This is a genomic window from Pseudarthrobacter sp. NPDC080039, from assembly GCF_040702335.1.
Lineage (GTDB): Bacteria > Actinomycetota > Actinomycetes > Actinomycetales > Micrococcaceae > Arthrobacter > Arthrobacter enclensis_A.
In genome coordinates this window covers 26,750-47,922 of the sequence record NZ_JBFBKY010000020.1, presented here as the reverse complement: position 1 = coordinate 47,922, position 21,173 = coordinate 26,750, and the positions used below count along the sequence as shown (strand labels likewise).

18 protein-coding genes are annotated in these 21,173 nt (G+C 63.5%); 16 read left to right on the top strand and 2 right to left on the bottom strand.

Annotated features, from left to right (window positions below; translation table 11 throughout):
* Positions 1-38 precede the first annotated feature (38 nt).
* Together uxaC and AB0313_RS17365 are read right to left on the bottom strand one after the other, a co-directional pair.
* A complete protein-coding gene (uxaC, locus tag AB0313_RS17370) occupies positions 39-1,454 on the bottom strand; it encodes a glucuronate isomerase (protein WP_366307074.1) in 1,416 nt (471 codons plus the stop codon).
* On the bottom strand, positions 1,451-2,497 hold the full coding sequence (locus AB0313_RS17365; RefSeq protein ID WP_366307072.1) for a LacI family DNA-binding transcriptional regulator: 1,047 nt from the start codon (positions 2,495-2,497) through the stop codon (positions 1,451-1,453). The genes uxaC and AB0313_RS17365 overlap by 4 nt, the downstream gene beginning before the upstream one ends.
* Positions 2,498-2,684: 187 nt before the next feature.
* Here AB0313_RS17365 and AB0313_RS17360 point away from each other — a divergent pair, with 187 nt between their 5' ends.
* The 16 genes from AB0313_RS17360 to AB0313_RS17285 all read left to right on the top strand — a co-directional run bounded on the left by AB0313_RS17360 (position 2,685) and on the right by AB0313_RS17285 (position 21,172).
* Complete coding sequence (locus tag AB0313_RS17360) at positions 2,685-4,049, top strand: extracellular solute-binding protein (protein ID WP_366307070.1); 1,365 nt, start codon at positions 2,685-2,687, stop codon at positions 4,047-4,049.
* A 5-nt stretch (positions 4,050-4,054) separates the two neighbouring features.
* Entirely contained in the window at positions 4,055-5,008 is a 954-nt protein-coding gene (locus AB0313_RS17355; protein WP_366307068.1) for a sugar ABC transporter permease, read from the top strand.
* 149 nt (positions 5,009-5,157) lie between these two features.
* Positions 5,158-5,946 carry a carbohydrate ABC transporter permease gene (locus AB0313_RS17350; protein WP_366307102.1) on the top strand — a complete coding sequence of 263 codons (789 nt, stop codon included), beginning with the start codon at positions 5,158-5,160 and terminating at the stop codon, positions 5,944-5,946.
* Positions 5,947-5,975: 29 nt separating this feature from the next.
* Positions 5,976-6,821 (top strand): sugar phosphate isomerase/epimerase family protein, encoded by an 846-nt coding sequence (locus AB0313_RS17345; RefSeq protein ID WP_366307066.1) that lies wholly within the window; start codon positions 5,976-5,978, stop codon positions 6,819-6,821.
* Entirely contained in the window at positions 6,818-8,017 is a 1,200-nt protein-coding gene (locus AB0313_RS17340; protein ID WP_366307064.1) for a Gfo/Idh/MocA family oxidoreductase, read from the top strand. The genes AB0313_RS17345 and AB0313_RS17340 overlap by 4 nt, the downstream gene beginning before the upstream one ends.
* Positions 8,018-8,026: 9 nt before the next feature.
* Positions 8,027-9,448 (top strand): mannitol dehydrogenase family protein, encoded by a 1,422-nt coding sequence (locus AB0313_RS17335; RefSeq protein WP_366307062.1) that lies wholly within the window; start codon positions 8,027-8,029, stop codon positions 9,446-9,448.
* Positions 9,445-10,674, top strand: coding sequence for a D-mannonate dehydratase ManD (gene manD / locus AB0313_RS17330; protein WP_366307060.1), 1,230 nt, complete (start codon positions 9,445-9,447; stop codon positions 10,672-10,674). Before AB0313_RS17335 ends, manD begins: the two co-directional genes overlap by 4 nt.
* Positions 10,675-10,725: 51 nt before the next feature.
* The gene (locus AB0313_RS17325; RefSeq protein WP_366307058.1) at positions 10,726-11,316 is read left to right on the top strand and encodes a gluconokinase; all 591 of its coding nucleotides are present in this window, start codon (positions 10,726-10,728) and stop codon (positions 11,314-11,316) included.
* Between the two features lie 315 nt (positions 11,317-11,631).
* Positions 11,632-13,518: a glycogen debranching N-terminal domain-containing protein gene (locus AB0313_RS17320; RefSeq protein WP_366307056.1), complete on the top strand. Its 1,887-nt coding sequence runs from the start codon at positions 11,632-11,634 to the stop codon at positions 13,516-13,518.
* An 11-nt stretch (positions 13,519-13,529) separates the two neighbouring features.
* Positions 13,530-14,462, top strand: coding sequence for a polysaccharide deacetylase family protein (locus AB0313_RS17315; protein WP_366307054.1), 933 nt, complete (start codon positions 13,530-13,532; stop codon positions 14,460-14,462).
* A gap of 187 nt (positions 14,463-14,649) precedes the next feature.
* Positions 14,650-15,393 (top strand): HAD-IA family hydrolase, encoded by a 744-nt coding sequence (locus tag AB0313_RS17310; protein ID WP_366307052.1) that lies wholly within the window; start codon positions 14,650-14,652, stop codon positions 15,391-15,393.
* A 197-nt stretch (positions 15,394-15,590) separates the two neighbouring features.
* Entirely contained in the window at positions 15,591-16,157 is a 567-nt protein-coding gene (locus AB0313_RS17305) for a recombinase family protein (RefSeq protein WP_366307050.1), read from the top strand.
* Between the two features lie 380 nt (positions 16,158-16,537).
* Positions 16,538-17,563 carry a substrate-binding domain-containing protein gene (locus AB0313_RS17300; RefSeq protein ID WP_366307048.1) on the top strand — a complete coding sequence of 342 codons (1,026 nt, stop codon included), beginning with the start codon at positions 16,538-16,540 and terminating at the stop codon, positions 17,561-17,563.
* A gap of 48 nt (positions 17,564-17,611) precedes the next feature.
* On the top strand, positions 17,612-18,697 hold the full coding sequence (locus AB0313_RS17295) for a galactitol-1-phosphate 5-dehydrogenase (RefSeq protein ID WP_366307046.1): 1,086 nt from the start codon (positions 17,612-17,614) through the stop codon (positions 18,695-18,697).
* A 7-nt stretch (positions 18,698-18,704) separates the two neighbouring features.
* The gene (locus AB0313_RS17290) at positions 18,705-20,228 is read left to right on the top strand and encodes an FGGY family carbohydrate kinase (protein WP_366307044.1); all 1,524 of its coding nucleotides are present in this window, start codon (positions 18,705-18,707) and stop codon (positions 20,226-20,228) included.
* A gap of 5 nt (positions 20,229-20,233) precedes the next feature.
* Positions 20,234-21,172 carry a sugar-binding transcriptional regulator gene (locus AB0313_RS17285; RefSeq protein ID WP_366307100.1) on the top strand — a complete coding sequence of 313 codons (939 nt, stop codon included), beginning with the start codon at positions 20,234-20,236 and terminating at the stop codon, positions 21,170-21,172.
* The last annotated feature ends 1 nt before the right edge of the window (position 21,173 follow it).

The window sequence follows — 21,173 nt, the reverse complement described above, 5'->3', positions numbered from 1 at the left end:
TCCCCGAAGCGCAGAACACCCAGTGGTTGGCCTTTGGGCTAGAGCCTGAATGCGTCGGTGGGGATGCGCCCGACGAGGTCGCGGGCGAGGGTGTGGGCGTCGGTTTCGGTGATCTGGTGGGTTGTGACGAGAGTGGCCAGGTGGGCGGCATCGGCCCTCCGGGCCATGTTGTGGCGGGCAGGGATGGAGCAGAATGCCCGGGTGTCGTCGACGAATCCGGCTGTTTTATAGAACCCGGCGGAGTCTGTGACGGCTGAGCGGAAGCGGCTGATGGCGGCTGGTGTGTCGAGGAACCACCATGGGGCGCCAACGTAGACGGAGGGGTAGAACCCGGCCAGTGGGGCGATTTCGCGGGAGAAAGCAGTTTCGTCGACAGTGAAGAGGACCATCCGGAAGTTGGGGTGGGTGCCGAAGCTCTCGAGCAGGGGCCGAAGGGGTTCGACGAAGCTGGTCCGGGTGGGGAGGTCGTGTCCGGTGTCGGGTCCGAATTTGTTAAAGGTGGGGCGGTGGTGGTTGCGGAAGATGCCGGGGTGAAGTTGCATGACGAGTCCGTCTTCGGCGGACATGGCGGCCATTTGGTAGAGCATGTTCCGGCGGTATGCGACTGCTTCCCTGTCGGTGATCTGCCCCCGGAGGGCTTTGAGGTGGAGCCTTTGGGCATCAGGGTCGCTGAGGGGTTCGGTTCCGGCCTCGGGGCAGCCGGAATCGGTGGCGGTCGCGCCGTGGTCTTTGAAAAACTGTCTGCGTGCCTTGAGTGCGGCGAGTAGTCCCGCGTAGCTGGATGTATCGATTCCCGAGACGTTGTGTAGGCGGTCGAGTGCCGTGGTCCATCCGGGGGCGGCGGGATCCAGGTAGCGGTCCGGGCGGAAAGTCGGCAGGACACGGCCGGTGAACGAAGGGTCGTCCCGGAGCAGGCGGTGCGTACTGAGGTCATCGACGGGGTCGTCCGTGGTCGCGAGCACGGCGATGTTGAATTTTTTGAACAGCTCCCGAGGGCGGAACTCATCGGTTTGCAGTGCGGTCTGGATGGTATCGAAGATTTCGTCTGCGTTGCCGGCGTCTGGTTGTTCGTTGATGCCGAAGAGTTCGTTGAGTTCCTGCTCCATCCAGTAGCGGACCGGTGTGCCAAGGAACAGGTGCCATTTTTCGCTGAAACTCCGCCAGATGTCCCGGGGGTCTGCTGGATGCGCTCCCCCGTTCAGTGGGGAGACGCCGAGTTCAGACAACGGCACGCCTGCTGCGTGGAGCATCCGGGTGACGTAGTGGTCCGGGGTGATGAGCAGGGTGGCGGGATCGTTGAACGGCTTGTTGTCTGCAAGCCATGCCGGGTCGACATGGCCGTGCGGGGAATAGATCGGGGCGGCCTCGACCTCGCCAAGGAGACTGCGGGCGATGGCACGTGTGGCCGGATCCGAAGGGAGCAGCCGGTCTGGGTGGATGGTCAGCTCGGTCATAGGGAGTTCCTTGGATGCGGGGCGGCTCCGGTGGAGGCGCGGATGGTCAGGTGGGTGGGAAGTTCAACCTGCGAACGCACGACGCCGTTCAAGGACTGCAGCCTGCTCAGGAGCATGTCTGTAGCCACCCTGCCGGCCTGCTCTATCGGCGCAGTGAGGGTGGTCAGGGGTGGAGAGCAGAAGTCGGCTCCGAAGATGTCGTCGCAGCCAATGACGCTGAGCTCTCCCGGGACGTCCACGCCCCGTTCCTGGAACCGGACAAGCATCCCAATGGCGAGCAGGTCATTGAAGGCGATGCATGCGGTGGCACCGCTGATGAGGACGGCATCCGCCGCGGCCGCACCGGAGCGCTGGCTTGGGTGAAAGGGGCCAAGCCGGCGCACCGTGATGTCAAGGGCCTTGGCTCTTTCCTGCAGAGCGGTCCACCGGCGCCCGTCGGACCATGACGTCGGAGGCCCAGCCATGTAAGCAATCTCCCGGTGGCCCAGGGAGAACAGATGCTCCAGTGCCTGCTGAACCCCGTGCGCGGTGTCGATAAGGACGGTCGGGACCCCGGGGCTGGTCCGGTTAATTGTCACGATAGGCATGGCGGCGGCGAGCCTCGCCAGCTGGTCATCGTTCAGCCGGCTCGCGGCCAGGATAAATCCATCCGCTGAGGAGCGCAGCCGGTCCAGGTAGTTGGTCTCAAGGTCGGTGTCCTCCTCTGTGTCGACCAGAAGCTGGGTATATCCGGCGGCGCGCAACTGGCGCTGGGTCCCTCGAATGAGATCGAGGAAAAACCCATTGCTGATGTCGGGAACGAGGAGAGCCACGGTCCCGGTGCGCCCGGACGTCATCCCGCGGGCCGCGTAGTTCGGCACATAACCCAGTTCGGCCGCGGCCGCTTCGACCCGTTCCCGGGTAGCCCAGTGGACCCTGTCCGGCTGGGAAAGCGCCCGTGACACCGTCGAAGCCGCCACGCCGCACAGCGCGGCCACATCCCTGATGGTCGGAGACCGCCGCCCCTGGGATTTCGTTGCCCCTGCGGTTGTGACTTCTTCCATTGAAGGCTCCCTTGGCGACTGCGCTGACGATATGCCCTAAATGTTGCCACCAAACTACGGTATTGGCAATTTTTGGCAACATATTGCCATGTTTTGCATTTGTTGTCATAGTGTTCCACGTAACATCCGGTCTCCATGGCCGAAACCGATGACTTCGTAGTGGACTCGATGAGGAGCAGCAAAGGACATGAACAAAACAAAGTTGAGGCTTATCGGCGTCGCAGCATCGCTTTCTGTCGGCGTGCTGGGACTGACTGCGTGCGGCGGCGGCAGCAGTCAGAGTTCAAGCGACGGCACCGTTAACGGTGCCGGCAAGACCCTGGACGTGCTCGTCGGCGCCGACGCTGCGCATGCGGATCAAGCCAAAGCGTGGCAGGCCCGTATAGCCGACGCATTTAAGAAATCCACCGGAGCGGATGTGAAATTTGAGACGTTCGCCTCCGCCAACGATGAGCTGACTAAGATCCAGACCTCAGTTGTGGCCGGTCAGGGACCGGACGTCTACAGGATCGGAACCACCTTCACGCCAACGGCCTATTCCACTGGCGCATTCGTGAAGTTTGATTCCAAGGAATGGGACAAGGTCGGTGGCCGGGATCGTTTTGTGCCGGCATCCCTTGGTATTTCCGGCCCGGACTCCCAGAACGAGATTGCTGTTCCGTTCTCTTCCCGGCCGTACGTGATGGCGTACAACACCGAGATGTTTAAGAATGCTGGCCTGGATAAGCCGGCAACGACCTGGGACGGGCTGTTGGAGCAGGCGAAGAAACTCACGAACGGCACAACGTACGGCTTGGCCACGGGGTACGCGGATAACTACACGCCGTGGAAGTTTGCCTGGACGATGGCCAACCAGGCGGGGAACCCGATCGTGGACGGCAACAAGGCGCGCATCGATGACCCGGCTGTCTTGAAGGCATATGAAACCTACTTTGGGTGGTTGACAAAGGACAAGGTCGTCAATCCGGCCGCGGTGGGTTGGAATGACAGCCAAGCGGTCGCCGATTTCGCCTCTGGTAAGTCGGCAATTATTCCGATGACAACGGCGTCGTCGAAGGTCACTTTGGACGCTTCCCCGGTCAAGGGCAAGTATGCATACGCCGTGATGCCGTCCGTGCCGCCGGGAGAGACCTCTACTCCTGCGGGCGGAACGCCGGTGAGCTCGATCATTTCCGGTGACAACCTGGTGATCGCGCAGTACTCACAGAATCAGGATCTCGCGGCCGCCTTCGTCAAGCTGGTGACCAGCGAGGAGGAGCAGGTCAATTACAGCCAGCAGTTCGGCGACCTTCCGGCCAATGCTGCCGCTGCCAAGAAGGTCGAGGCGGCCGACCCCGGCCTGGCACCTGTTTTGGACTCGGCGACCAAGTCCAAGTCCACTCCGTTCACGGGTGCGTGGGGCGACATTCAGCTGGCGCTGACCAACATCGTCGTCCAGGCCCGTCCCGGACTGGGCGCCGGCACCTTTGACGAGTCAGCCTTGAAGAGTGCCTTGGCCAAGGCACAGGCGGACGCACAGACTTCACTGGACAGGGCAGCGGCCAACAAATGAGTATCGTGAGCCGAACCGACTCCGAACAGGTGCTGCCACCGGGGCCCTCGGCCCCGGAACGGCGGCGGACCGTCAGTGAACGCAGCCGGCCGTTGTGGCTGCTGACACCCGGCGGTCTCTTGATCGGACTGGTCATCGTCGTCCCGTTGTTGCTGGGAATCTACATTTCGATGCTCCAGCTGGATCAGTACACGATCCGCAAGTGGGTCAGTGCCCCGTTCGTAGGGGTGTCCAACTTCGTGGAGGCATTCACATCCACTGACCTGCTGCACGCGTTTGGGAACAGTGTCTCGTTCTCGGTGATCGCCACGGTCATCACGGTGCCGATCGGGGTGTTTGCGGCACTGACCACGCAGAACGCATTCCGCGGCCGAGCCGTTGTCCGTTCGGTTTATCTCATCCCCTACGTTCTGCCGTCGTTTGTGGTCGGCACCTTTTGGCGGACCATGCTCCAGCCGGATGGAATCGTCAACAAGATCCTGGCCACCGCGGGGATCCCGGCCGGTCAGTGGCTCAGCGGGCCCTCCAGTTACTGGGTCCTGATCCTGGTCGAAGTATGGGCGGCGTGGCCGTTTATCTATCTCATGGCGCTCTCGGGACTGCAGTCGGTGGATCAGGAAGTCCATGAAGCGGCCGCAATCGATGGTGCGTTGTGGTGGACCAAGCTGCGCTATGTGATCTTCCCGTATCTTCGTGGCCCGGTGGCCTTGGCCTGCCTGATCGCCACCCTGCATCACATGAACAATTTCTCCCTTGCGTTCCTGCTCTTTGGCGTGCCTGCGCCGTTTGATATTCAAGTCCTACCGACCCTGGTGTACAGCATGAGTTTCACCAGCCTGCGGTTCGGCATGGGGGCCGCCATGGCCCTCCTGTCACTGGTATTCATTGCGCTCCCGCTGTACTTCTACCTGCGGGCCGTCAAGCTCGACACCGGCACAGAGTCAGGAGCCAAGAAATGACCGACTCAAGCACAGCCGTGGAACAGGAGACCCTCCTGGGCCATCAGCCAGTTTCTCCCCGCAAACCCAGGACCGGAGGACAGTCAGCGGCCGTCAACCGGCTGCTGCCGAAACCTCTGCTGGTGACTGGCGTAGTCGTGCTCTGCAGCATGGTTGCGGTGCCCCTGCTGTATATCGTGTTCGCGTCAATGAACTCGGACGTGGAAGTCGCCCGGGGAGCGTTTTTCCCCACCGATTTCACCCTCGGAAATTACGCGAAAATTTGGAACACCCTCCCCCTCGGGCGGGGGCTGGTCAACAGCATCTTCACCGCCGGCGCGGTGGCGGTGGTCGCGGCCCTGCTGGGCATCATCACCGCCTACGTCCTGGTGCGTTTCGAATTCCGCGGGCGGCTGGCCATTCTCCGCGGACTGATCGGGCTTCAAAGCCTGCCCGGCACATTGTTGCTGCTGCCGGTTTTCGTTGTCTTCGCCTCGGCGGGAAACTACCTCGGCATCACCGTCATCGGGACCAGCTGGGGCCTGTTCGTCGCCTATCTTACTTTTGCCCTGCCGTTTTCGACGTGGGTCATGGTCACCTACCTGCGCGGGCTGCCCAAGGAACTGGAGGAAGCTGCCCGGATCGACGGCGCGTCCTCGGTAGGTGTGTTGTTCCGGATAATCTTCCCGCTCAGCTGGCCAGGGCTCGTCGTCGCCGGTGTGTTCTCCTTCCTGCTCGGGTGGAACGATGTCCTGTTCGCTTCGGTCCTGACGCGCCCGAACACGCAAACGGTTGCCGTGGTCCTGCAGATCTTTGGTTCCTCCTCGGAAGGCGGCACCCTGCCGCTCTACGGCCAGATGATGGCCGCTTCCCTGGTCTGCGCCGCCCCGGTCGTCATCCTCTACCTCGTCTTTCAGCGCTTCCTCGTCGGCGGACTGACCGCCGGCGGCGTCAAATAACGTCCACACACCCATAGGAGAAAAAGAACATGAACGACAACCAGGTCACCTGGGACCTCTCCGGCTTCGGCGACGAAATCAGCCCCGACCCCGTCGTGCAGATCTCTGTCCTGCAGGCCCTCGGCGCCAAACACATCGAAGTCCGCAGCGCGTGGGGAACCAACATCGTCGACCTCTCCGAGGAAGACCTGCAGCGGCTCAAGTCCATCCTGTCCGAGCACGGCATGGGCGTGTCCGCGATCGCCTCCCCGATCGGGAAAGTTGATGTCAGCGAACCGGCAGAGGGCGAAGTCGCCCGCCTGCGTAAAGCCATCCACGCCGCCCAAACCCTCGGAACCCGATACATCCGCATCTTCTCCTTCTACCGCTCCGGGGAAGCCACTGCAGAATCGATCCGCTCCCAGGTGATGGAGCGAATGCGCGCCCTCACCTCAACGGCAGAAGCAGCCGACGTGATCCTGCTGCACGAAAACGAAAAAGACATCTACGGAGATACTCCCGAACGTGTCCTGGACATCATGGAGACCGTCAACTCACCGGCGCTGCGCGTGGCCTGGGACGCTGCCAACTTCGTCCAGGTCGGCGTCAAACCCTTCACAGAGGGGTACACGATGCTGCGTCCATACATTGAATACCTTCAGGTCAAGGACGCCCGACTGGACACCCGGCTCGTCATGCCCGCCGGGGAAGGCGATGGGGAACTCCAGGAGACCATCAACGCCCTGCGCGACGACGGATTCACCGGCTTCGCGTCCCTTGAACCGCACCTTGCCAACACCCACCACCTCGGCGGCTTCTCCGGCCCTGCCGCTTTCGGCGTCGCCGGACGCGCCTTCAACCGCGTCCTCGAAGCAGCAGGAGTCACCACCAAATGAACGCGCACCTCCCCACCACCACTGACACCGGGCTCCCGCCCAGGCTGCGCACCGCCCTTGTCGGCTGCGGCGTCATCGGCCGTCAGCATGCCCAGGTCATCACCTCCGACACGGACCTTGACCTGGTCGCCGTCATCGACGCCGTTGAACCAGCCGCGCACACCCTGGCCGATACGGTCGAAACAGAGTTGAACCGTGACAGGCCGGCCGTGCACGGCTCACTGTCGGCAGCCCTGCGCGCCACGGACATCGACGTCGTCGTGATTTGCACGCCCAGCGGACTGCATTCAGACCTCGCCGTGGAGGCGCTGAACGCCGGCAAGCATGTCATCATCGAAAAGCCCCTCGACGTCGACCTGTCCAGCGCCCGGTCAGTGGCCGCGGCAGCGGCGGACGCCAACTCCCGGGGGCAGGTGATCTCGGTGATCAGCCAGCACCGCTTCGATCCCGCCAGCCGCGCCGTCGCGGGGGCAGTGGCAGCCGGACGATTCGGGCGCATCACCTCGGCCGTCGCCTCGCTCGCCTGGTGGCGGGCACAGGAGTACTACGACTCCGGGCAGTGGCGTGGAAGCTGGGCCATGGACGGTGGCGGGGCAGTGATGAACCAGGGCGTGCACACCGTGGACCTCCTGCTCTGGTTCCTTGGCCGGCCGGTCCAGATCCATGCCCACACGGCGCTGCTGGCCCACGAGAACATCGAAGTCGAAGACACCGCGGTCGCGACCATCCGGTTCGAATCCGGCGCCTTGGCCGTTCTTCACTGCACCACCGCCGCCTTCCCCGGTCTGACCGCCCGGATCCAGGTCCACGGCGACCGGGGGTCGGCAGTGATCGATAACGACCGCCTGTCCTACTTCCATGCGGCAGACAACAACCCGGATGAGTCCTTCGTTCCCTCCTACGGGCTGGCCGGCGCCGGCAACCAGGCCGCGGGTGAAGTCGGTGACCGGGACGCATCAGCCAACCTGGCCGGCGCCGATGACCTCCAAACAGCCCACCACATGCAGTACCGCAACGTCATCGACGCCATCCGCACCGGGGGCCGGCCCGTCGTCGGCGTGGAAGAAGCCACCGACGCGCTGGCGACGGTCCGTGCCCTGTACGTCTCGGCGACCCTGGGAACAGCGGTGAACTTCGAGGACGTCGCAGCCGGCAAATACGATGACCTGCAGCTGGTCACCGGCGGAACGCAATGAGGGATCTCCATGCCTGATCTCAACCGCGCCACGACCGGGAAGCCCGCTCCCCCCGTGCGGATCGTCCACCTGGGACTGGGGGCCTTCCACCGGGCCCACCAGGCCTGGTACACCCACACCGCCAACCAGGCGGCAGCCGCCGCACCCTGGGGGATCGCCGCCTTTACGGGGCGCCGTCCACGGGCCGGGGAGCTGCTCCGCGCCCAGGGCGGGCTCTACACCCTCATCACACGCAGCGCCACGGGCGACAGCGCTGAAATCATTGACAGCATCGCCGAAGCCCATGACGGAAGCCACACCCGCCGGTGGAACGATCTCCTCGCCCACCCCGACACCGCCCTCGTCACGTTGACCATCACCGAGGCCGGATACCGGTACAAGCAGGAAATCGGACTCAACTACGCCGATGCAACCGTTGCCGCAGACATCACCGTGCTGCGGCACGGCCACGCCGATGCCCCTGTCGCTTCAGCGCCCGGACGTCTCGTCCAAGGACTCCGGGCGCGCCGGGCAGCCGGCAGCGGAGACATAGCCATCCTCAGCTGTGACAATCTTTCCCGCAACGGAGAAGTCACCCGCACCGTGGTCCTGCAGATGGCCTCAGCGGTGGACCGGGAGCTCGCCGCATGGATCGACGGCCATGTTTCCTTCGTGTCATCGATGGTCGACAGGATCACGCCGGCCGGCGCCGCCGGCGATGAACAGACGGCCGTTCGGCTTACCGGCTACACCGACCATGCCCCGGTGGTGACAGAACCGTTCACCGAGTGGATCATCGCCGGGGACTTTCCTGCCGGCCGGCCGGAATGGGAACGGGCCGGGGCCCGGTTCGTCGACGATATCGAACCCTACGAACAACGCAAACTCTGGCTCCTCAACGCCGGACACTCCCTGCTCGCCTACACAGGACTCCTGCGCGGACACACCACGATCGCCCAGGCCGTGGAGGATGACATCTGTCGGGACCTCCTGGAAAAACTCTGGGAAGAAGCCGCCGAAGTCCTGCCATTTTCCCCCGGCGAAATAGCGGCTGCGACCGCCGCGCTGCGCGAACGGTTCGCCAATCCCGCAATCCGCCACTTGCTCCTCCAGGTAGCCAGGGACGGATCACAGAAAATCCCGCTGCGATGCATCCCCGTCATCGAACGGCGCCTCGACTCCGGCCGAGACGCCGGTACCGGCCAGACCGCCCTGCTGGCAGCCTGGCTTCTTCACCTGAAGTCCTCACCAGCCCACATCAACGACCCGTCCGCCGCGAACCTCATCGCCTCGCTCGGCCCCGACGTCCACACGGACGCCCTGCGGATGCTCCGTGAAGTCGCCCCCGGAATCAAAGAACCCTCCGTTCTGGCCGCGGCCATTGTCGAACAAGCAACCCGGCTGGCCGGAGCAGACAGCCAGTACGCGCCACTCCTGAAAGGAACCTTGTGAAAATCATTGCCGCGGAGGTCTTCGTGACCAGTCCGTCCCGGAACTTCGTGACTCTGCGGATCACCACCGAGGATGGTGTGACCGGCATCGGTGACGCGACCCTGAACGGCCGCGAACTGGCAGTTGCCGCCTATTTGAAGGAGCACGTAACGCAGTTGCTGATCGGGAAGGACCCGCACCGGATCGAAGACACCTGGCAGTTCCTGTACCGGTCCTCGTACTGGCGCCGCGGCCCCGTCACCATGGCCGCGATCGCCGCCGTCGACATGGCGCTGTGGGACATCAAGGGAAAGCTCGCCGGGATGCCCGTCTACCAGCTCCTCGGCGGTGCGTCCCGCAACGGGCTGCGGGCCTACGGCCACGCCTCAGGGGCCGACCTCCCGTCCCTCTTCGATTCCGTCCGCGAGCACCTGGAGCTGGGCTACAAGTCCATCCGCATCCAGACCGCCATCCCCGGGATCAAGGCTGTCTACGGCGTGGCCGCCCAGGCACAGGCCTCCGGGGAGCGCTACGACTACGAACCCGCCGGCCGCGGAGCCTTCCCGCAGGAAGAAGACTGGGACACCCGCGCGTACCTGCGCCACCTGCCTGGTGTGTTTGAGGCGGTCCGGAATGAGTTTGGTCCGGAGATCCCCTTGCTGCACGACGGCCACCACCGAATGACCCCCATCCAGGCCGCGAAGCTGGGCAAAGCCCTGGAACCCTACGACCTGTTCTGGCTTGAGGACTGCACCCCGGCCGAGAACCAGGAGGCACTGCGCCTGGTCCGCCAGCACACCACCACGCCGCTGGCGATCGGTGAAATATTCAACACCGTGTACGACTACCAGACCATCATCAAGGAACAGCTGATCGACTACGTCCGGGCAGCGTCCACGCACTTCGGCGGGATTTCCCCGCTGAAGAAGGTGATGGATTTCGCGGCGCAGTACCAGATCAAGTCCGGGTTCCATGGGCCCACCGACATCTCCCCCGTCGGTTTCGCCGCGCAGCTGCATGTGGGGCTGGCCATCCACAACTACGGCATCCAGGAATACATGCAACACTCGGACCAGACCAACGAGGTCTTCGAACAGTCCATGACCTTCGTGGACGGGTACCTGCACCCGGGCGACAAGCCCGGGATCGGGGTTGAATTCAACGAGGAAGCCGCCGCGGCCTACCCCTACCAGCAGGCCTACCTGCCCTACAACCGCCTCGTCGACGGCACCGTCCATGACTGGTGAGACCGGCATGACCGCTGAGAACGGCCACGACTGGTAATAAGGACAACGTCGATGAGCATCAACAACCCCGCCCCCGCCAGGCCCCGTGTGGTGGTCATGGGCGTCTCCGGCTGCGGCAAAACCACCATCGGGGACCTCGTGGCCCGTGAACTGGGCGTCCCGTTCCTCGACGGCGACTCCCTCCACCCCGTAGCCAATGTGGCCAAGATGGCCGCGGGCACGCCCCTGACGGACGAGGACCGCTGGCCCTGGCTGGGGATCGTGGGGGGCGAACTGGCCGCCGCCGGTGACGGCGGGCTGGTCCTGGCCTGCTCCGCCCTCAAACGAAGCTACCGCGACGCCATAAGGGAACACGCGCCGGACACCATCTTCCTGCACTTGAACGGCAGCAAGAAAGTCCTCGCCCAGCGTCTGGAAGGCAGATCCGGGCACTTCATGCCTCCCGCCCTGCTGGATTCACAACTGGCCACCCTCGAAGCCCTGGACACGGACGAAAACGGAGCCGTCGTCGACATAGGGGCCCCGGCGGATCAGGTCGTCTCCCACGCACTGGAGGGCATCAACGGCGTTTCGTACGGGCCGGTTCCTGTCCGGATCCGTCGCCCCTCGGCAACTCATCAGGACCATTGCCGCTGCGCCTGAAAGGAGCGCCAGCCACCGACTTGGACGCCATGCCCAGCGAAACCAGTGCAACTCTTCTCCAACACGCCGCCGGCGACTGCGTCTAGTACCTCGAAGAAGCAGCGGCACCCGCACCCGCGGGCGCCGCTGCCACCCCACCTAAAGAGCGTCGGCTACGGACACCTCCACATCCGTTGATGCTCCCCCTGCCCGGCCCGGAAGCGCTTGGACACAGGCCGCAGCGATTCCTCGCGCACCGCGGACGGGCGCCGGACACCTTCCTCCCCCCGATGCGAATCCGCATCCCGCTCGATTTACCCCGAAAAGAACAGGACTATGTCCCACCAGCCGACTCTCCACGAATCCAACATTGCCGTCGCAGCGCCCACCCAGGTCATCTCCACACGGGCCGGTCTCGTCGGCGCGGCGGCCGACGCGTCCGGGATCTATCACGGGGAACTGCGCGCCCTGCGCCGGCTGGAATTATGCATTGAAGGGAGCACGGATTTCATCGGCTCCCACGGGGCCGGCAGCAACACCGAGAGGTACCGCTACATCGTCAGGAACATCGGAGAGCCCACGCAGGACCCGGCCCTGCTGGTGACCCGCACCCGGGTCCTCCGCCCGGGACACGTGACGGACACCTACAGTCTGGCCAATACAGGACTCAAGCCATTGACAGTTCACGCGACCCTCCATCTCGCCACGGACTTCGCCAGCCTGGCAGACATCAAGGCAGAACGCGGAACATCAGACGCAGAGCCCACAAATGCCGGCCACATCACGTCCTGGACCCACCCGAGAATAACCGTCCGCGCCACCACACCCTTTCCGCCGGCGACCTCCACAAAGCTGGTTCTGCCTCCGGGCACCACGCACACTCTCAAGGTCGGGGTCGATATTGAGGACCGTGAAGTTCCTCTCTTCCTCCCGGTAACGGACCCGGCCAAACACTTCCCTGCCGGGCCATCAACCGCAGGTGAACACCCTGAGGACCGGACCCTGGAACAGTCCCTGAACGATCTGCGGGGTCTGCTGCTGGCCGACTCGGCCGCGCCCGAAGACGTCTTCCTCGCAGCTGGCTCCCCCTGGTACTGCACTCTCTTTGGCCGTGACGCGCTCTGGGCTGCCCGGTTCACCCTTTCCCTGGGCACCGGGACCGCCATGGGCACACTCCGCACCCTGGCCCGCCGCCAGGCACTCCACGAAAACCCGGCCACCGATGCCCGACCCGGAAAAATCCTCCACGTGGCACGGGAAAAGGACCGGGTACTCACCGGAGGCGTAGTCCTGCCGGCAGTCTATTTCGGTACCGTGGACGCAACCCCCCTCTGGATATCCCTCCTCCACGACGCCTGGCAGCACGGCGCCCCGGAAGAGGACATCGCAGCGCTATTGCCCACAATGCGCCGCTGCCTTGAATGGATGGCATCAACACCGGACAAAGACGGCTTCCTCCGCTACAAGGACACAACCGGGCGGGGCCTGGCCAACCAGGGATGGAAAGACTCGACCGACGGAATCCGCGACCACGACGGGCGCCCCGCAGAAGGTCCGCTCGCACTCTGCGAAGTCCAGGCCTACGCACACGCAGCCGCCCTCAACGCCGCGACCCTGATGCGACGGTTCAACACCGGCGACCCCGACCGCTGGGAGCAGTACGCCGCGGACCTGGCCCACGCCTTCCGGAAGGCCTTTTGGATCGAGTCGACTCACGGGATACACCCCGCCGTGGCACTCGAATCCGACGGACGGCCCGTCACGGCCCTGACCTCCAATATCGGACACGTCCTCGGGACCGGGCTCTGCACCGCCGAGGAAGCCACCGAGATCGCCGACCGGCTCATGAACCCGGTACTTGACAGCGGATACGGGCTTCGGACCATGGCCAGCGATACTGCCGGTTACAACCCCCTGGGCTACCACACGGGATCCGTCTGGACCCACGACACCATCATCGCCGCCACCGGCCTGGCACGCGAAGGAAAACCGCACCAAGCCGCACGCCTGGCCCAAGGAATCATGGACGCCGCCCAGGCCTTCAACCACCGCATCCCCGAACTCCACGGCGGCTACCCGGCAAGCGAAGGACCCCCCGCACCCTACGCCGCTGCATGTCGGCCCCAAGCCTGGTCCGCAGCCGCCATTATCGCTGCCATACCGCTACTGAACGGCCAAACGAAAAAACCCGAATACAGCCACCCGCACCACTACATCCCCTAGGGCGCCCAGCAATGGACGAAACACCGAGGCACCTCACACCAGGCACGGCAACCCCCAACCGGCGCACGGTGATGCTCGCTGCGGCCATGTCGGTCATGGCAGCTTTCCCTGACCAAGCCGTCCAGTTCAGCACCAACCGGGTCCTCGGCCCAACACCAACCTCTGCGGCCGGCAACGACAGTAATGCGGCCGTGGATACCAATTCGGCGCCCCAGCCGCCCGCGCACTCCGTGCAGGACCGCCCGCTGCCTCCACCAAAAAACGACACCATCAACACCTACACCGGCCGCACCCCCCGCTATTGGGGACTCGAAGCACCCGGGGTCCTTACCAAACTCCCCCAAGGGACGGCCGGGATCGCCGTGACCATCGACTTCTGCGGAGGCCCGGGCGGCAACGGCTACGACCGGACACTCATCGCCGCACTGCGTGCACGTCGCATCCCGGCGACACTGTTCCTAAACTCCCGATGGATCACGGCAAACACCGGGACTGCCCGGGAACTGGCTGCCGAACCACTCTTCGAACTGGCGAACCACGGAACCACCCACCGCCCACTCTCCACCACCGGAAACTCCGCCTACGGGATCACAGGAACCAGAACAGTCGCCGAGGTCTATGACGAGGTCATGACCAACGACGCCCTGCTGACCGAGATGACCGGGTCACGGCCACGGTACTTCCGGCCAGGTACCGCATACCTCGACGATGTAGCCGCCACAATCGTCAGTTCCCTGGGCGTAAGCGCCGTGGGATTCAGCATCAACGCCGACGGCGGCGCCACATACCCGGCAGCTACTGTCACCACGGAGACCGCAAAGGCAAAGCCCGGCGACATCATCCTCTGCCACGGCAACCACTCCGGTGGAGGAACCGCCGACGGACTGGTACGTGCCCTTGACAAACTCGCCACTAATGGCACACCGTTCCTTCCCCTCCCCTAAAAGCAACCCACCCGTGGGCCTTCGCCAGACCCCGCGCACGCCTGCACCGGATCTGTCCCGCTGCGTAGGCTTCCGATTACACGGGGCGGGACGCGCCGATTCTGAGCTCTAAACTTTACGCGGAGGCCTATCAACCCCGCGTTCAGACAGCTGCAAAACTCTCACCCACACCGTCAAGGAGCACGTATTGGCCGCCATCTCAGGAACCGCCCCAGCAGAACCTGACGAAGTAACGTTCGTACCCTGCGAAGCCATACTGTTCGACTGCGACGGCGTTCTGGTTGAATCAGACCAAATCGTCCTCCACTCCTGGACCCGTTGGGCCGAACACATGCAGCTAAATCCCGAGGACGTTATCGCCACGGTGCATGGGCGACGCTCGGCCGACACCGTAGCCGACTTCATCCACGACGACCGCCGCCAAGACGCTGCTGACCTAATCGATGCGATGGAGATCGAGGACGCAGCAGCCGTCACAACCATTCCCGGTGCCGCCGAACTGGTGGCCTCGATCCCTTCCGACCGGTGGGCGACCGTGACCTCAGGTTCCCGTAACCTTGCCACTGCCCGCCTGACCGCCGCCCACCTGCCGATCCCAGCCATATTAGTTACAGCAGGGGATGTCCAGAACGGCAAGCCGCACCCGGAGGGATACCTCGCAGGAGCCCGCGGACTCGCCGTCCCAATCGGGGATTGCGTCGTTATCGAAGATGCGGCCGCCGGCATCCGTGCCGCGCGGGCTGCAAAGGCCGGCTACATCATCGGCGTTGGCAACCGCGAAGTGGGAGAGCACACCCCAGACATCATGGTCACAGATCTTCGCTCCCTCCGCTGGACCGGCGCAGGCCTGGAAATCCAAACGAGGCGTGCCACTGCAGGCCCCGGAGTGGTTCGCGCCCGGGCATCACTACGGCGGTCTTCGCCCAGCTAATCCAGGCCACGAGTACCGGCAGGCAGCGCCTAGTCAACAAACGAAATGTACGGAAAACAGGGTCAAAAGACGTAACGCCGCCACACTTCTATTCTGTTGACGTGCACCCCAACCTGACAACGCTGCATCTACGTCTTGACTTGATCGTAAGACAAGCCTAGAACTCAACCTCACAGGCACCCGGGTTGGAGGTTACAGTGGGCGGACAGCGGATCGGATATGTACGGGTAAGTACGCTGGAGCAGAACGAGAAGCGCCAGCTCGACGGCCAGGTTTTTGACCGGGTCTTCACGGATAAGGCCTCCGGCAGGGACACGGCCAGGCCACAGCTCGCCGAGCTGCTTCGCTTCGCCCGTGACGGGGACACCGTGGTCGTGCACAGCATGGACCGGCTGGCCAGAAACCTTGATGACCTGCGTGCCCTCGTCCAAGGCCTTACTCGCAAAGGGGTCCGCGTCGAGTTCGTAAAGGAAAGCCTGGTCTTCACCGGCGAGGACTCGCCTATGGCCAACCTCATGCTCTCCGTCATGGGTGCTTTCGCCGAGTTCGAACGTTCCCTGATCAGGGAACGGCAGCGCGAAGGCATTGCCCTTGCGAAGCAGCGCGGAGCCTACAAGGGGCGGAAGAAGACTCTCTCACCTGACCTTGCCGCCGAGCTCGTGCATCGTGCTGAGAACGGTGTTCCGAAAGTCGTCCTCGCCCACGACTATGGCATTAGCCGTGAAACGGTCTACCAGTACCTTCGTCAGGCCAGGGCCATCTAAAGATCTTTGGCAGGGAAGGTTCAAACACGCTCTTATGGCAACGCCAAGACGACCAGTCTTCCGCCCCACCAGACTGACAGAATCACCACTATCGGCTCGTTGGAACCCCGCGCGGGGAGTGGTCGGGAAACGCGCTTCTTATTGGCTGCCGGGATGACTAGGGATCGCCACAGCAGGGAAACATCCATTACCGGTGTCGCTGGTTTAAGTGAACCCGGCAGGTTACGACGCCGTACACCCGCCTACGTTCTCGAGCATTGATCTGGTCGGTCCCCGGGGGCGACACCCGTGACGGGAAAGAATGGCTCTGCTCACATGAGCAAACTTACCGACACATGTTGACTGTGCTTTATGTCACTTCTAGCTTGGGATGAGTCCCGTTGGGACAACCCCAAACTTTGGAAGGATCTCCCATGAAGTTTTCAACGACGATGAAGTCTGTTGGTCTGGCTGCAGCAGCCGCCCTGATGCTGGCTGGTTGTTCGACACCCGGTACCGCTGCAACTACAGGTAGTGCGGCCCCTGTGACGGGCAAGCTGAAGATCGGTTTTAGTCAGGCGACGCAGCAGAGTCCCTTCTACGTCTCTCTGAGTGATGCGGCGAAGGCGGAAGCGACTGCAAAGGGCGATGAGTTGCTGCACGTTGACGCTAACGGTGACGTGACCAAGCAGAACAACGATGTGCAGGACCTTATTACGCGCGGGATCAACGTGCTCATTATCAATCCGGTTGATCCTAAGGGCATTGCTCCCGCCCTCGCTGCCGCCAAGGCTGCCGGGATCAAGGTGATCACCGTCGACCGGCCCATCGACTCCGGATCCGAGTCCTTTGTTGGACGGGACAACAAAGCGATGGGAAAGCTGGTCGGCGAACAGATGGTGAAGACCCTTGGTGCCGGCGGTGGCAAGGTTGTTGAGATCCAAGGGGATGCCGGCGGCGCCGTGGCCAAGGACCGCCATGACGGCTTCCATGAAGCGGCAGCGGCAGCGCCGAGCATCAAGATCGTTGAAGGTCCGTACGCGAACTACATCCGGTCCCAGGCTGTAACGGCGATGCAGGATCTCCTGCAGGCCAACCCCGACGTGAAAGCTGTCTACGCGCACAACGATGACATGGCCCTGGGTGCGTTGCAGGTGCTGAAGGAAAACAACCGCATGGATGTGAAGGTTTTCGGTGTCGACGGCCTGATGGAGGCCGTCAAGGACATAGCCGACGGTAGCCAGTTCGTCGCGACGGCGTCCAATGACCCGGGCACAGAAGGCCAGCAGGCTGTCGATACCGCCATCAAGGTTGCCGGGGGCGAATCCGTGGAGAAGTTTGTCGACGCCGGAACGGGCCTTGTCGACAAGACCAACGCAAAATCCCTTGTTGGCGACACCATCTTCGCCAAAGCGGCAGCAAAATAGCGCAGCCCTCGCTGGCGCACTATTACCTATTCTGAGAGTTGATTCCCCATGGTTTCTGAACAGTTGGATATTTCGTCGTCCAGTACATTCGGTGCTTCGCTGATGACGGCGGCAGTGATGCATTCCCCCGGCGACATCAGGGTGGAGCAGGTTGACATCCCCAGCCCCGCGGCGGGCGAGGTACTCCTGAAGGTTGCGGCGTGTGGGGTCTGCGGCTCCGACATTCCCCGGATGCTGCGTAACGGCGGATACGTGATGCCTATCATCTGTGGGCACGAGTTCTCCGCCTATGTCCACCAACTGGGCGAGGCAGCGGCCGGCTTCGAGGTGGGCGACCTCGTCTCTGTGCCGCCGCTGATCCCCTGCTATAAATGCGATTACTGCCTCAAGGGCGAGTTCGGATTGTGTGAGGACTACGATTATTTCGGTAGCCGCAGCAATGGGGCCTACGCCCAATACGTCACCGCCCCCGTCGGCAACCTGCTCAAGATGCCGGCCGGCATGGATCCGCGCGCGGCAGCCATGCTTGATCCTGCGGCCATCGCCTTGCACGCGCTGTGGAAGACCCATCTCCGCACGGGGCACCGTGTGCTCGTCGTGGGGGCCGGACCCATCGGACTGTTCGCCATCCAGTGGGCCAAAATGGCGGGGGCAAGCCAGATCGTGGCCCTGGACCTGAGCCCGGAGAAGGCTTCGATGGCCCTGGAGGCGGGCGCCACCCATGCCATCCAGACCCCGGACGAGGCGCGTGAACTGGCCGGTCGGGGCTTCGACGTGGTTCTTGAATCAGCAGGCGTGGCCGCCACCGTTGACCTCGCTGCCTGCATGACCGGACCGCAGGGCCACGCCACCTTCATCGGGATCCCCCATGGCCCCGTTACCCTGGAAAAGGAAACTTTCAATAGCTTCCTGCGTCAGGAAGCCACTCTTCATGGCTCCTGGAACTCCTTCTCTGCCCCCTTCCCCGGCGCAGAGTGGCAGACTGCTGCACAGAAGATGGCCGACGGGTCGCTCAAGTGGGAGTTCATGATCACCCATGAGCTGCCCTTGTCCGAGCTTCCGGGGATGATGAAGGCGCTGGGAGAAAGGTCTGTCTTCAGCTCCAAGGTCATCTTCATGCCAAACGGGAGCTGACGCAGCGATGGGAATTCTGCTCAGTGTCGACTTGGGCACTGAAGGGGCCAGGGTGGGCGCCTTCACCCAGGACGGAGCCGCTCTCGGCTCGGTGCACAAGCCGTACACAACGACGTTCCCGCGTCCGGGCTGGGCAGAACAGGACCCGGCTCAATGGTGGGAGAGCTGCGTCTCGGCGACCCGTGAACTGTTAGCCGGCGACGCCTGCCGGAACGTCGGTCCCGTTGTGGCACTCGCCTCGTCGACGACGGCCTCCACCGTCGCCGTTGTCGACGAGGCGGGCACCCCGCTTCGCCCGGCCATCTTGTGGATGGACTCCCGCGCCTCCCACGAGGCTGACTCGACCGCCGCCGCCGCCAAGGATCACAAGATCCTGGCATGGTCAGGCGGGTCAGACGCCGCCGAGTGGCTGCTGCCGAAGGCGATGTGGCTCAAAGCGCATCAGCCGGAGGTATTTCACCGGGCGGACCGGATCGTGGAGGCCATCGATTACATCACCTTCAAGCTAACCGGGCGATGGATCGGCTCCCAGATGAATGCAGTCTGCAAATACAACTACGATTCCGTTCAGCGCCGCTTCCCGCAGGAACTCTACGATGCGCTGGGAGTTTCAGAGCTTTCGGATAAGTTGCCAGACAGCATCCTGCCCGTCGGCACCGCCGCCGGGACCATTAACCCCGTTGCAGCCCACGAGCTCGGCATCTCCCCCACCGCAGTCGTCGCCGTCGGGGGAATCGATGCCCACGTGTCCCTGTTGGCCTGCGGGGGCCAGCCTGAAGGACTGGTGTCCCTGGTCTCGGGGACCTCGACGGCCATCATCGCTGAAGTAGCGGACCCCTGCTACACAACCGAGGTGTGGGGCCCGTATCCGGGCGCACTCCGCCCGGACCGCTGGCTGATCGAAGGCGGCCAGACTACCAGCGGCTCAGTCCTTAAATGGGCAGGCGAAGGCATCATGGGCGTTCCACGCTCGGAAATCGGCCGACTTATCGAGGGCGCATCGCAGGTTCATCCTGCTTCCCACGGGCTGCTCGCCCTGGACTTCTTCATGGGCAACCGGACTCCGTACCGGGACGCACGGCTGCGCGGCGCCGTCATCGGCCTCAACCTGGGCACCACCCGGGAGGAACTCTACCGGGCGGCTGTTGAGGCGGTTGCCTGCGGGACGAAGAGCGTACTTAACTCATTCGCCAAGGCCGGGGTTTCTTGCGAGAGGCTCGTCTTCTCCGGCGGAATGGAGAAAAACAAGCTTTGGCAACAGATCACCATCGATATGCTCGGCAAAGAAGCGGAAATAGTTGAAGGTGACAACCTCACCCTGCGGGCATGCGCCGTCATCGCCGCCACGGGCGCCGGTCACGTCAAGGACCTGGACGAAGGCGCCGCCCTCTTCGCACCCCGCACCCGGACGCTGACTCCCGACGATAGTGTCCAGGGACACTATCAAGACACCTATGAGCAGTACGTTCAGCTGGCGAAAGCGCTGACACCGATCATGCATCGCTCCGTCGAAGCCCTGGAAAAACAGTGAGCGTGATGGACGAGGATCGAACACCGCAGCTTCTGCGGGTGGCCCAGCTGTACTACGAGCAGGGACGCACCCAGGATGAAATTGGCAAGGAACTGCACCTCACCCGCTGGAAAATCGGCAGATTGCTGGAAGAAGCCCGCAGCGTCGGAATTGTGCGGATTCAGATCGTGCACCCGCAGGCCCGCCGCACAGACATCGAGAACGAACTGCAAAAAAGGTTCGGCCTGGTCGAATGCATCGTGGTCCCCACGGCCGAGGGCGTCCTGGACTATCGGGGCCCTGTGGCCAAAGCGGCAGCGGACTTTCTCAGGAACCGGGGAACGACGATCCGCACGCTCGGCGTTTCGTGGGGAAACACGTTGCAGGACATCGCGGCAGCGCTGCCGTCAGGCTGGAACAAGGGGGTAGAGGTCATTCAGATCAACGGGAGCATCAGCCGTTCGGTCCGCCCGACAACGGCTGCCAGCGTCGCCACAAGCATTGCACACAGCGGCGAAGGCAGGGAAACGCTGCTCCCTGTCCCGGCCATTGTGGAACAGATAGCCACCAAGTCCGCCCTGGACCGAGAGCCCTTCGTCAAGGAAGTCCTGAATAAAGGCCGGGCAGCGGACGTCCTTTTGTTCTCGCTCGGCGCGCTGGACAGCGAATCCGTGCTGGTGGAAAGCGGGGCCATCACCGAACAAGAACTCACGCGGCTGCAAACGGCCGGCGCCTGCGGTGATGTTCTCGCTCATTACATCACCGCAGAAGGACACGTCGCGGACGCGGACCTTGAAAGCCGGACCATGGGCCTTTCTCTCGATGACCTCCGCCAGGCCCGCTGCGCCGTAGCAGTGGCATCGGGACCCCGCAAAACCGGCGTCATCTCCGGGGCACTCAACAGCGGCCTCTGCTCAGTGCTGATCACAGACGAACTAACTGCCCGCCGGATATTGGAGAACTGAC